This window comes from Natrinema sp. 74 (genome assembly GCF_046097095.1).
Classification (GTDB): Archaea; Halobacteriota; Halobacteria; order Halobacteriales; family Natrialbaceae; genus Natrinema.
Genome location: NZ_CP175698.1, coordinates 818,028 through 830,540 on the forward strand (window position 1 = coordinate 818,028; position 12,513 = coordinate 830,540).

Here is a 12,513-nt window from a genome sequence, read left to right on the forward strand (position 1 = left end):
TCGTCACCACGGAAGGCGCTTCGCGTCTTCCGAACGACAGCGTACCCCTTCCTCTAGAGTTCGATCCGCTCGACCAGTTGCTCGCGGTTCTCGTTCGTGTTGAGCGCGACGATCCGAATCTGGTCTTCGAGCCCGGAGTCCTCGAGTTTGGCCTTGAGCAGGTTGTCGACCTGATAGACACCGGCGGCGTTGGTCATCTCGATTTCGACCATGACGGGCGTGGTATCGCCTTCCTGGAGGGAAACGCGACTGATGGCCTGGCTCGAGAGGGTGTTGATACCGCGGCCGCCGTGTTCGTAGGGGATTCGCGAGCGGCCGTGTTCCATATCCAGTGCATCGGCGACCCGGATGACGCCCGCTTCGGTCGTCAGCGGCGTCTCGGAGCGGTGGTGACAGAGGATCGCGTGGAGCACCTCACCTTTCATCCGGACGGTGTCGACGACGTCGTAGAACTCGGGGAGGATTCGATCGAGGATGTCTGCAGCGAGCGGAATAGAGTAGTAGGCGTGGCTGTCGCGGTGGACGACGTGGCCGACGTCGTGGAGGGTCGCCGCGAGCGCGATGATGACCGACTCGTCTTCCTCCTCGAGTCCCTGTTGCCGCGCGCCGTTGAAATCGACAGTACCCTGCTTGAGCAAATCATAGAGGCACAGCGCCCGGTTGCGGACGATCTCGATGTGTTTCGTCCCGTGATCGTTGTACCGCATTCGGTCGACCGCGTTGACGTTCTGTGCCTCGAGGTAGGCCGCGATCTCCTCGTCGGTCTTGATATACTCGAGGATGGCGTTTAACTTCTCGTCGGGGAAGGCGTGATCGTCGTCGGGAGCGTAGACTCGGCGGGGAGCCTCGTCGGCGGCGGAATCGCTCATATCCAAACGTCGATGTCCCGCTTAAAAAGCGCTGCGCCGTCGTGTCTGAGGCTGTTCGTGCCGATTCGTCAGGAGAGGTCTTCGACGGCGGCCTCGACCTCGTCGTAGTCGGGTTCGACGCCGGGGTCGTCGCTGACCCACGCGTAAGCGACCTCGCCGTCGCCGTCGACGACGAACACGGACCGCTTGGCGACGCCGTAGACGCCCAAGTCGGCGAAGTCCATCGGAACGTCGTACTCGTCGATGATCTCCTTGTTGTAGTCGCTGATGAGTCCGAATTCGAGATCGTTCTGGTCGCGGAACTCGTTCAGCGTGAACGGCGAGTCGCGGCTGACGCCGTAGACGGCAGCGTCGAGGTCGTCGAAGTCGGCCAGTCGATCCTGGAACGTACACATCTCGGTCGTACAGACGCTGGTGAACGCACCGGGGAAGAACGCGAGGACGATCGGTGCCTCCCCGTCGAGGCGCTCCGAGAGCGAGAACTCCTCGATGTCGCCGTTTGCAAGCGGTGCGGTGAAGTCAGGTGCATCGTCTCCGGTCGTTACCATCGTTCGCCTATTGTGTCCAACCCGGAAAGACAGTTTCGCTCGCGGAACGATCGGATGCCCGTTCGGTCGAGCACCGAGTGGCCGCCAGGGCTAGAGAATCGAACCTAGTTCTCGACGAATCTTGAGCGTACGACGACTGTCACGGCCGCTTGCTTGTCTTATCGGTCCAAAAAGGTTATAATTGACAGCGGGTAAGCCACGCATAGAGATGGTAGTCGAAACCGCACCGCTGTTCATCCCCGGCGGCATGGGGCCACCGGAGCTCGCGATCATCCTCGTCATCGCAGTCCTACTGTTCGGGGCCAACAAGATCCCGAAGCTCGCACGGTCGACCGGAGAGGCCATGGGTGAGTTCCAGAAAGGGCGCGAAAAGGTCGAATCGGAGCTCGAGGAAATGCGTGAGTCCGGCCAGACCGAGACCGCTAGCCAGCAGAACGAAGATTTCGTCGACACGGAGCCGGTCACCTCCGATGAGAGGTCGGCGACAGAGACCGAAACCGAAACGGAAACCAGCTAAGCTCTTTTCGCGCCGGGGCGTGTGGCCTAGCGGAGAGGGCAGGAGGTTCCTAACCTTCTGATCGCGGGTTCGAATCCCGCCACGCCCGTGTAACGAGTCACGTAGTGGCGAACAAACCGGCGTAGCAGATTCAACTTCGGTTGGACGCAGCGCAAACGATGTGAGCAACCGTCAGACTTCGGTTCGAATGCCGCTACGACCGCTTCGAACGACGGACTCGAGACGTCCTTGAGTCACAGGCCACGGTCGCGTGCCGGCTGCGAACGGATCGTCACGCCGATGGTGGCTCGCTTCGAGTTCGCGATCGCCACTCGAAGCGCCGGACGTGTCGTCGGTAGGACCTAGAGAATCGTGCCAACGACCGGCGAAACGCCGGTCGGAAATTCGGTTATAGAGCCTCGATCGTGACCGATCGACGAGCGGGCAGCGCCGAACCCGCGCTCCGTTCTCGGTCTTAGGACGACAGCGGCTTCGAGGTGATGCACGGTCCGATCAGTATCCATCACCGCAGGTTCGCTTCGAACGCGACCGGGCCGAACCCGGTCGACCGACCGAGAACGTGAACGTCGGTTCGCGGTCAGACGGTCACCGCCGTGACGGACCGGACGACGTTATCGCGCCGTCCACCCGCCGTCGGCCGCGAGCACCGAGCCGGTCACGTAGCTGGCGGCCTCGCTCGCGAGGAAGACGACCGGCCCGGCGATCTCTTCGGGGTCGGCGAAGCGCTCCAGCGGCGTGCGGTCGATGATCGACTGGCGAAGCCGGTCGTTCCCCTCGAGATCCGTTGTCAGGTCCGTCGAAACGTAGCCCGGTGCGACGGCGTTGACCCTGACCTCTGGAGCCCAGTCGAGCGACATGCTCTTCGTGAGCCCAACTAGGCCGTGCTTCGAGGCGACGTAGGGATGCTGGCGCGGGAGGCCGACAAGTCCGCCGACGCTGGCGACGTTGATCACGGAGCCGCCGTCGCTTGCGAGGAGATGGTCGGCCGCCGTCCGCGTCACTTCGTACGCGCCGTTTAGATTGACATCGAAGACGCGGTCGAGATGCTCGGTGTCGACGTCCTCCGGTCGCCCAAGCGCGTCGTCCGGATTGAAACCGGCGTTGTTAACGACGATGTCGACGCCGCCGAACGCGTCTACCGTGCGGTCGATAACGTCACGTACGGCGTCGGGATCGGTCACGTCCGCGGAGACGGCGACGGCGTCACCACCCGCCGCTTCGATGTCCGCGGCGACGGCCTCGATCTCGTCCGTCGATCGGGCGCTCGGAACGACCGCGGCACCCGCATTTGCCAGTTCGACGGCGATCGCGCGGCCGATGCCACGGCCGCCGCCCGTCACCACTGCGACTCGCCCCTCGAGGTCGAATAGGTCGCTCATCGGGCCTCCGTTTCGTCGGCGGCCACGTCAAGCTTTTCGCGCAGCCCCTACTTGTCGAACTTCCTGATCGAGAAGCTCCGGCAGGTGGGTCTATAACCCGTCTTCGTCGGGGCCGGCGACTTCGGTAGTGACGACGCCGCCGTGGAGTATTTGGTAGTGGACCTATCATGCGGTCTCCGGCCTCGCCGTTACGGTAGCGCGGAGCACTGCGTGTATCGAAACCGATCGCGACAGCGTCGGAACCGGGCGGAATTCACCGATATCTAGATTATCAGAAATGGTAATGGGTGGATGAATTTTTTGAGGGGTGAGAGTTAGGGTGGATGCAATGGCTATTGACGAGGCCGACCAGTCGGATACCGGGGACTTCTCTGAGGGGGAGGTGTCCGACCCCGCGTCGGAGGACGAGCGGTCTCAGGGGTCGGATACCGCATCTGATCCGGGTGTCCGAGTCGGCGAATATACGTGGGTGGAATTCATGGAGGAGTACGGCTACGGCGACGAGGTATCTACCCTCTATCCGGACGACCCCGAGGCCGACGATCAGCTCGGTCTCGATACGAACGAGGGCAGCAGGGCCCCACGCGGCGAGGACTGGGCTCGGATCGAGTTCGATCCGGAAGCGTACCTCGGCCACCATCCGGACGACCTCGAGGACAGCGTTTTGCCGACCGCCGGTGACGATGCCGAAGCACTCTGGGAGATCTTCCTCGAGTACGTCGATCCGGAGACGACACCAGTTGTCAAGGATACCTGGACCTGGGAGCACTATAAGTGGGAATACTACTACGAGGACGACGGCAGTCGCCCGCGCGACTCGAGCGGCGAGGTCGTTTCTCACGACGAGGAGGAGGCGCTCGGATTCGATCCCGAGACCCTCGAGGGACGGCTCGCAGCGGGTAACGACGCCGCCCTCGAGCTAGACGATCTCGTCGAGGAGCGGACCGTCAACGTCCAAGACGATCTCGACGAGGACGAGTTCTTCTCGACGGCCGCGGGCAACACCACCGTCTCCAACCGCTACGACCTCGAGAAAGCGGTCCCGATGGAGAAGAAGACCCACTTTCGCGAGGACGAGCGCTACTGGGTAAACAAACCCTACGCGTACGTCGTCATCTTCCATTCGGAGAAGGAAAACGAGAAGAAGTACTACGTGATCGAGCCGTACCAAAACGAGATCGAGACAGAACTCCAGGAGTTCCTCTCGGGAAAGCTTCGGACGGCGATCAAGTACACCGAGGACGGCATCAAGGAGAAATCGAGTGATGACGGCCGCCGAACGGTCATCGAAGACGAGACTCGCCGCCTGCTGAAGCGCTACGACCTCTTCGAGGCAACCTCCGACGAGGCGTCGAAAGGAATCATCGAGACGCTCCGGGGCCTCCTCGACGACGACGAGGACGACGTCGAGCTTGAGGCCGGGCCGAGCCAGCTCGAGGGAATCGAAGTCCGGCCCGAGCCGGCGATTCTCGCGGACGATCCGGACACACTAAGCGAGTACCAGGTCGAAAAGCTCCTCTACCTTCTCAAACGCAACTTCATCGGCTACGAGCGCATCGACGGCATCAAACACGACATCAACGTCGAGGACATCTCCGTCGATGGTTACAACTCGCCCGTCTTCGTCTATCACTCCGAGTACGAACAGATCATCACGAACGTCTATCACGGCGAGGATGAACTCGACGACTTCGTCGTCAAACTCGCCCAGCGCTCAGGCAAGGGGATCAGTAAACGACTACCGCAGGTCGACGCGACGCTGCCCGACGGCTCGCGCGCCCAGCTCACCCTCGGGAAAGAAGTGTCCGACCACGGGACCAACTACACCATCCGTCAGTTCAAGGACGTCCCCTTTACCCCGATCGACCTCATCAACTGGAACACGTTCAGCTTAGACGAGATGGCCTTCCTGTGGCTCGCCATCGAGAACCACAAGAGCCTGATCTTCGCTGGCGGTACTGCGTCCGGGAAGACCACGTCGCTAAACGCCGTCTCCCTCTTTATCCCCTCGAACGCGAAGATCGTCTCCATCGAGGACACCCGCGAGGTCGAACTTCCCCAGCGAAACTGGATCGCCAGCGTCACGCGGCCCTCGTTCTCCGACGACGAACAAGGCGACGTCGACGAGTTCGACCTGCTTGAGGCCGCGTTGCGCCAGCGACCCGACTACATCGTCATGGGCGAGATCCGCGGTGAGGAGGGTCGGACGCTGTTCCAGGTCATGTCGACCGGTCACACCACGTACACGACGTTCCACGCCGACTCCGTCGACGAGGTTCTCAAGCGGTTCACCACGGACCCGATTAACGTCTCGAAGACGATGTTTACGGCACTGGATCTGGTCTCGATCCAGACGCAGACCCGCGTTCAAGGACGGAAGGTCCGCCGGAACAAGTCCCTGACCGAGATCAACCACTACGACGCCGAACACGACGAGATCAACGTTCAAGACGTCTACCAGTGGCAAGCCGAGACCGACGAGTTCCTCAAGATGGGGGACTCGAACACGCTAGAGGAGATCCAGTTCGATCGCGGCTGGAGCACGGAGAAACTCGAGGAGGAACTCTTCAAACGGGAGGTCATCCTCGCGTATCTCATCAAGAACGAACTCAACACGTACGCGCAGGTAGCAGCGACGGTTCAGGCGTTCATCAACGATCCCGATACGATCCTCACGCTCATTGCGAACGGCCAACTCGAGGACAGTCTTGAGGACCTCCGCGAGATGGAGAGCGTTCTGATCGACGTCGATCAAGAGAAAGAGGAACTCGTCCCGCGACCCGAGGCGACCAGCGAGACGTACAACCTCTCGATGGACATCCTGGAGCGAGCCGAGGAGTCGCTGTTCGAGGAGTACCGGGGCAAGGTACCGAGCGGGCTTGCGAGCGCACTCGGTGACGTCGAATCGGAGAACACGATCGAGGTCGACCGCGCCGACAGCGATGAGTTCGACTTCGCCGGCGAGGTCGACGACGGTGTCGAGGAAGACGAGTGGGAACTTGGTGACGGCTCGGCCGAGTTCGCTCCTGAAGACGGCGGCGACGGCGACAACGAGCCGGCGTGGCTCAGCGAGGAGACCGGCTTCGATATCGGCGGCGACGACACAACGGACACCGCCGATGCCTCGACCGGCGCGGACACCGACGAGGCGACGGCCACGGACGGCGACGCCGCGACGGTAGCAGCGTCGACCGGGGAATCCGAGACCGCAGCCGTGCCGGCGGAACCGTCAGCATCGACAACGGACGTCGACCCGAGCGGCGATCCGCCGTCGGCCTCGAGCGCGAAGTCCCGCTCGGAATCGAACGCCGACGGCGGTGGCGGTCGTCCCGAATCTGAAGGATCCGGACCGACGGTCTTCCCCGCAGAAGACGCCAGTGACGGCGATTTCGGTGGGCTGTTCGACGATATGGGCGAGACCATCGACGAACTCGACAATCCGAACGCCGATCGGCCGAACGGAAGCAGTAGATCGACCGGCGAGCAGCCGAACACCTCCGGATTTGAGACGATGTTCCCGGAAGATGATCTCGATTCGATCTTCGATCCAGAGTCGGCAGACACCGCGTCCGACAGCGATTTCAGCGATCAACTGGACGACGCTGACCAGGCCGCCGAAGAGCCCGAATCGCCGACGATCGACATCGGCGCGGACACTGACGACGAGGGTGCCGAGCAGACAGACTCGGCCGGCGAGCCCGGTCGTGACGCCGAGACTGCCTCCATCACGGACGACGAATCGGAGACGGCGGAGACGGCCGATCGCGAGCCACCAACGATAGATCTCGGTGACGATCCTGACGACGGTGACGAGGACGCATCGGACGACGGAGAGCCGATCGCCAGATCACCGCCGACTCCCGATACGGAGAACGACGCCGACCAAGAACCAATCTCCGGTCGCAGTCCGGAGACTGGAGACGCGACGGCCGAAGCGTCGTCAGTCGACGGCGAGTCAGATGCCGACGATACCAAGCCGGTAGCCGCGCCGGCCGGCGACGAGGGTGAGGACGAGGACGAAAGCGGTTCGATCTTCGGTGACGAATCGAACTCGGTCTTCAGCGATGACGAGGAAGCGGCCGACGACGGCGGTTCGCTGTTCGACGGACCCGACGAGAGCGACGACGAGGAGTCGATTTTCAAGAGCGAGGGCGGTGGCGAGGAGACGACCGAGCGTGACGGGAGTATCTTCGACACCGACGAGAGCGGCGAGGACGACGACGCATGAGCCTCCAGACCGACAGCGGTGGCGGCTCGGATATGTCGGCCACCTCCGACGCGCTCGGGGACCGGTTCTACCCCCTTTACGAACGGCTATTCGGTGAGGACAGCGAGTTCGTCGCCGACGTCGAGACGAAACTCGCTCAGGCCCGGATGACCGACACCGTCGAGCTCTACCTTTCTCGAGCCCTCGGAATCGGCACCATCAGCGGACTGAGTCTGTGGATGCTCGGGTTGATGCTCGGCTACGGCCTCTTTGCTACCGGGCTTATCGACGTCGGAACGATCTTTGGCATTCCGATCAGCAACGAGCAACTGCTCAATCTCGTCATCGCGCTGCGTATGCCCGCGCTGGTTCTGTTTACCGGTCTCCTGTTCGGATCGATCGGGTTCGCGATAGGCTTTGGCTCGATGGTCGCGATTCCCTATTCGCGCGCATCGACCCGCAAGCGCGAGATCAACATGCTGTTGACCGACGCGGTTTCCTTTATGTACGCCCTGTCCGTCGGCGGTCTCAACCAACTCGAGATCATCGAGGCGATGGCCCAGGCCGACGACACCTACGGTGAGGTCGCAAAGGAGTTCCAGAGCATCGTCAAGGAGACGGAATATTTCGACATCGACTACCGGTCGTCGATTCGAAAACAGGCCCTCGAGACGCCGAGTGACGACCTCTCACAGTTTTTGACCGACATGCTCTCGATCGTCAACAGCGGCGGCGACATGGAGAGCTTCCTCGAGGACAAGAAGGAGAAACACATGCGGACCGCAAAGCAAGAACAGGAACTCACGCTCGAGACGCTCGAGTTGTTCGGCGAAATGTACATGACGCTGTCGCTGTTCCCGTTGTTGCTGATCATCATCATGGTCGTCATGAAGATGATCCCGAACGCGAGCGTGACCAATCAGATGCTTTATATGGTCGTCTATGGACTCATTCCGATGATCGGCGTCGCGTTTCTCGTCCTCGTCTCGACGGTCAAACACGACGAACCCGGGGACGGCTACCTCTCGATGGGAGATACCGACCAGCGGACCGAAACCGGCCAGCAAGGCGGCTTACTGAGCCTGGGACTCGTCGAGCAGTTCACCGGCGACCACAGCGTCTTCGACCGAATCAAGAATCGGGAGGGGACCTACGAGACGATGGAAGTCCTGCGAAAGCCGCATCTCTTCTTCCGCGACCATCCCTTAGTGACTCTCGCGTTGACCGGTCCTCTGGCGCTGGTAATCGTCGTCACGGCCATGGTCAGTGGGTCGGCCCCCACGTCGTGGCAGGGGATGCTCGAAAGACCCATCTGGGGTACGGTCATCTACGTCTACTTGCCGCTGTACATCACGGCGATTCCGCTGTCGATCTTTCGCGAGTGGAACGTCCGCCACCGCAACGCCGTCGTCAACAAACTCTCCGAGGACCTCCGTAAGCTCTCGAGTTCGAACGATACCGGATTGACGCTGCTCGAATCGCTCAAGGCGGTCTCCGATACGACGAGCGGCAAGTTGGCTCGCGAGTTCGAGATGATGCACACGAAGGTCAACTACGGGACGAGCCTGAAGGAGGCGCTCATCGAATTTAACAACAAATATCACATCCCGCGACTCGCCCGGACGACGCGTCTGATCACCGAAGCCCAGGAGGCGTCGAACCAGATTTCGGATGTCCTTCGGACGGCGGCGCGTGCGAGCGAGAACCACGACGATATCGAGCGCGAGCGCAAGTCGCGAACCCGAATGCAGATCGTGATCATCATCATGACGTTCATGACGGTGCTTGCGGTGATCGCGATCCTCAAGACCCAGTTCATCGACACCATGGCCGGCCTCAACACCGGCGGCAGTTCCGGTGCCAGTGCCAGTGCTAGTTCCAGTGCCAGCAGTGCCGGCGGCGGTGCGATGCAGGGAGGGAACCTGAGCAAGAACATCGACGTCGACATGCTATCGGTGTTGTTCTTCCACGCGGTGACACTGCAGGGGATCATCTCCGGGTTCATCTGCGGCTATATTCGCGACGCAGACCTGCTGAGCGGGTTGAAGTACGCGGTCGCACTGTCGGCGGTCGCACTCATCGGCTGGACGCTGGTGGCCTAACATGATCCGAAACCAGACGCGCGACCGAACGCAGAGTCGGAACGAACGAGTCCGGCACCCGCAGACGGTCTCGGTCTCGCTCGACGAACGGGGGCAGACGACGCAGGACTTCGCCGTCGGAATCGGCGTCTTCCTGCTTGCGATTGCCTTCGTCTTCTCGTTTCTGCCCACGATCATTACGCCCTTCGACTCGTCGGTCGGCGGGGCGGAGACGGCACAGGCCGATCGGATCGCGGACCTGATCGTGCACAACACGTCGGCCGGTGAGAACAATATCAGCAAGAGCGAGTTTCAGACGTACACAAAATCGAATCTCACCGCTGAGTTAGGACTTCGGAACGCCAATGGCAATACCCTCGATCAGGTAAACGTGAGCGTAGAGTATCTCGGTAACGGAACCATGATCGGGTCTCCGTCGACTTGGTCCGGCGGAGACGCGTATAACAATCAGTCGGCCGCCAGCTCGGCGCGGATCATCACGACGGACGAGAACAAGTGTGATCCCGCATGTCGGCTCGTCGTGAGGGTCTGGTGATCGTATGCCTCGGCCACACGACTCACCGGACGGCGATACCGACCGCGGACAGGCCTACACCCTCGAGGGATTCATCGGCGCGATGGTCGTGCTGATGGCGGTCCTGTTCGCGCTGCAATCGGTCGTCATCACACCGACGACCGGCGGGCAGGCCGATCGGACGGCTCAGTTGCAGATCCAACAGGAGGTACAGGACTCCCTGATCGTTTCGAGCCAGGACGGCAACCTCTCAGAGATCGTTCGAAACTGGCATGACGACGGCGGGTTCGAGGATGCTGGCCAACCGCCGGCGCCCAATGAGGACACCAAGACCTATTCGGTCGATCGGTTCGCGAACGAGTCCGTACTCGGAGCCATTTTGAAGGAACGCTTTAGCGAAAACGGCTGGACGTACAACGTCGAGCTGTACGCGGAAGACGGAGAGAAACGGACGCTCGTGTATCAGGGGAGTCCACCCTCGAGTTCCTTGACGGCGAGTTACACCGTCACGTTGTACGATAATCAGACCGTGACATCGGACTCGTCAGACGATAAACTACATGAGACAAGCAGTAACGAACGAATGATTCCGCATAAGTACGACGGCGAGACGCCGCTGTACAACGTCGTCGAAGTCCGGGTGATCGTATGGTAAGCGAGCGTGACGACCGCGCACAGTTGATCCTGATCGGTGCAATCACGCTCGCGTTCATTATTCTCGGCGTCGTCGTCGTCTTCAACGGCGTCCTCTACACGGAAACCCTCTCCTCGGGCGGGACGAGCCAGAGCGCGAGCACCGCCGACACGGTCGCCCTCGAGGTCGAACACGGCGTCGGCTGTCTACTCGAGCGGGTCGAAAACGATTCGAGCGCATCGAATTCCACGCTGGCGGATCACATCAAGCAAAACGTCTCGACGTTCAGCGACTCCTATCGCCACAGGACGGTTCGATCGACACCGGCGGCCGTGAACGTCAGCGTTGACGCTACGGGTGTCACCGGAAGCCAGATCCGAAACGTGACTGTGGTCGTCACGTACGACTCGAGCAGCCTGCATTTCAGGCGAAAAACGACCATCGAACCGGGTGATTGCCCCACATGAGTATGATTCGACGGCGGACGTCACGAGATCGTGCGGTGTCGATTTCGGTCACCCACGTTCTGACACTCGGCATCACGACGATTCTCATCGCAATGTTGGTGGCCAGTGCCGGGACGATGCTGGAAGTCGAGACGGACCGCAGCGCCGACGCCTCGCTCGAGACGATTGGCGAGCGGTTGGCCGACCAGATCGGCAACGCCGACCAGATCGGAGCAGGAACGGACAACGTGACCCTCACGGTCGATCATCCGCGGACGGTTGCGAGTTCGCGGTACACCGTCAAACTCCTGAAGCCCAGCAGTTGTGCCTCTGCACCGCTTCTCGACGGAAGTGCTAGCTGCGTCAAGCTGACGGCTGACGGTGCTGACGCCGTCGTTTACGTGCCGATCAAGACCGAAGCTGCCATCGACGCCGGGAGTTCTACGTCCGGCGGCACGATCAAGATCGTCTACGAAAGCGGTTCAATATCGATCGAGGACGGAACACAATGAGACGAACACGACCACAGACGACGGAACCAAGTCGAGACGACCGTGCCGTCTCCGACGTGCTCGCATTTATCCTCGTCTTCGGGATCATCCTCAGTTCCGTCGCGTTGCTGGCGACGGTTGGGTTCCAGTCGATGAGAGACTACCAGGAGGGCGAACAGCTGCGAAACGCCGAACGGGCGATGGAGGCGCTCGCGGTGAACTTCGATTCCGTTCTCCGTCATGACGGGATTGAGCAACGGTACGGTGAACTGTCACTGCGGAAGGGGACGGTCTCGACGGGATACAGCGGGACGAATCTCACGATCCGTATCAACGATAGCTCGGGTACCGTCTCGACGGTTCCCGTCGACCTCGGCGAGTTCACGTACGAAACCGGAGATACCACGATCGCCTACGAGGGCGGAGGGGTCGTTCGCGCCGGAGAAACCGGCAGCGCCGTCGTTAAGCGACCGCAGTTGACGTGTCGGCCCGAAAGCGACACTGCCGTCATCTCGCTGATCGCGATCAACGCGAGCGAGCGAGCGATCACGAGCAGCGGCGGACTCGGTGTCACGATGACCGAACGTCAGCGTGAGACACAGATCGAAGACGGCATTTCGAACGTCTCGATCCGGCTGAACACCACCTACGAGCGGGCGTGGAACGCGTCGCTCGAGCGATCCGGTTGGCAGACGTCGGGGTCGGCCAGTGGTGATCTCCGTGCGACCTGCACCAATCTCGACCGGGTCGTCATAACGGTCGTCGAAGCGGACGTCACCTACTGACGGCGCCTCTTCCCCCTGTCA

Annotated in this window: 11 protein-coding genes and 1 tRNA gene; 9 read left to right on the forward strand and 3 right to left on the reverse strand. The window is 61.4% G+C overall.

The features are described from left to right. Nucleotides 1-53: 53 nt before the first annotated feature. Both ACJ70B_RS04050 and ACJ70B_RS04055 read right to left on the reverse strand, forming a co-directional pair. Nucleotides 54-869, reverse strand: coding sequence for an HD domain-containing protein (locus ACJ70B_RS04050; protein WP_408959132.1), 816 nt, complete (start codon nt 867-869; stop codon nt 54-56). A gap of 68 nt (nt 870-937) precedes the next feature. Next, on the reverse strand, nt 938-1,417 hold the full coding sequence (locus ACJ70B_RS04055; RefSeq protein ID WP_408959133.1) for a redoxin domain-containing protein: 480 nt from the start codon (nt 1,415-1,417) through the stop codon (nt 938-940). 208 nt (nt 1,418-1,625) lie between these two features. Between ACJ70B_RS04055 and ACJ70B_RS04060 the strand changes: the two genes are divergently transcribed. Continuing rightward, nucleotides 1,626-1,934, forward strand: a complete 309-nt coding sequence (locus ACJ70B_RS04060; RefSeq protein WP_408959134.1) for a twin-arginine translocase TatA/TatE family subunit — start codon at nt 1,626-1,628, stop codon at nt 1,932-1,934. A gap of 15 nt (nt 1,935-1,949) precedes the next feature. Further along, nucleotides 1,950-2,022 (forward strand) — tRNA-Arg (locus ACJ70B_RS04065). 523 nt (nt 2,023-2,545) lie between these two features. Here ACJ70B_RS04065 and ACJ70B_RS04070 read toward each other — a convergent pair. Beyond that, a complete protein-coding gene (locus ACJ70B_RS04070; protein ID WP_408959135.1) occupies nt 2,546-3,313 on the reverse strand; it encodes an SDR family NAD(P)-dependent oxidoreductase in 768 nt (255 codons plus the stop codon). 328 nt (nt 3,314-3,641) lie between these two features. Here ACJ70B_RS04070 and ACJ70B_RS04075 point away from each other — a divergent pair, with 328 nt between their 5' ends. Genes ACJ70B_RS04075 through ACJ70B_RS04105 form a run of 7 tightly spaced genes read left to right on the forward strand, consistent with a single transcriptional unit; the run spans nt 3,642 to nt 12,492 of the window. Further along, the gene (locus tag ACJ70B_RS04075) at nt 3,642-7,541 is read left to right on the forward strand and encodes an ATPase, T2SS/T4P/T4SS family (RefSeq protein ID WP_408959136.1); all 3,900 of its coding nucleotides are present in this window, start codon (nt 3,642-3,644) and stop codon (nt 7,539-7,541) included. Beyond that, nucleotides 7,538-9,622: a type II secretion system F family protein gene (locus ACJ70B_RS04080; RefSeq protein ID WP_408959137.1), complete on the forward strand. Its 2,085-nt coding sequence runs from the start codon at nt 7,538-7,540 to the stop codon at nt 9,620-9,622. Before ACJ70B_RS04075 ends, ACJ70B_RS04080 begins: the two co-directional genes overlap by 4 nt. A 1-nt stretch (nt 9,623) precedes the next feature. Further along, nucleotides 9,624-10,157: a hypothetical protein gene (locus tag ACJ70B_RS04085; RefSeq protein ID WP_408959138.1), complete on the forward strand. Its 534-nt coding sequence runs from the start codon at nt 9,624-9,626 to the stop codon at nt 10,155-10,157. A gap of 4 nt (nt 10,158-10,161) precedes the next feature. Continuing rightward, nucleotides 10,162-10,791, forward strand: a complete 630-nt coding sequence (locus tag ACJ70B_RS04090; protein WP_408959139.1) for a hypothetical protein — start codon at nt 10,162-10,164, stop codon at nt 10,789-10,791. Then, nucleotides 10,785-11,237, forward strand: coding sequence for a hypothetical protein (locus ACJ70B_RS04095; protein ID WP_408959140.1), 453 nt, complete (start codon nt 10,785-10,787; stop codon nt 11,235-11,237). Before ACJ70B_RS04090 ends, ACJ70B_RS04095 begins: the two co-directional genes overlap by 7 nt. Beyond that, a complete protein-coding gene (locus tag ACJ70B_RS04100) occupies nt 11,234-11,728 on the forward strand; it encodes a hypothetical protein (protein ID WP_408959141.1) in 495 nt (164 codons plus the stop codon). Before ACJ70B_RS04095 ends, ACJ70B_RS04100 begins: the two co-directional genes overlap by 4 nt. Next, nucleotides 11,725-12,492, forward strand: coding sequence for a hypothetical protein (locus ACJ70B_RS04105; protein WP_408959142.1), 768 nt, complete (start codon nt 11,725-11,727; stop codon nt 12,490-12,492). Before ACJ70B_RS04100 ends, ACJ70B_RS04105 begins: the two co-directional genes overlap by 4 nt. Nucleotides 12,493-12,513: the final 21 nt, after the last annotated feature.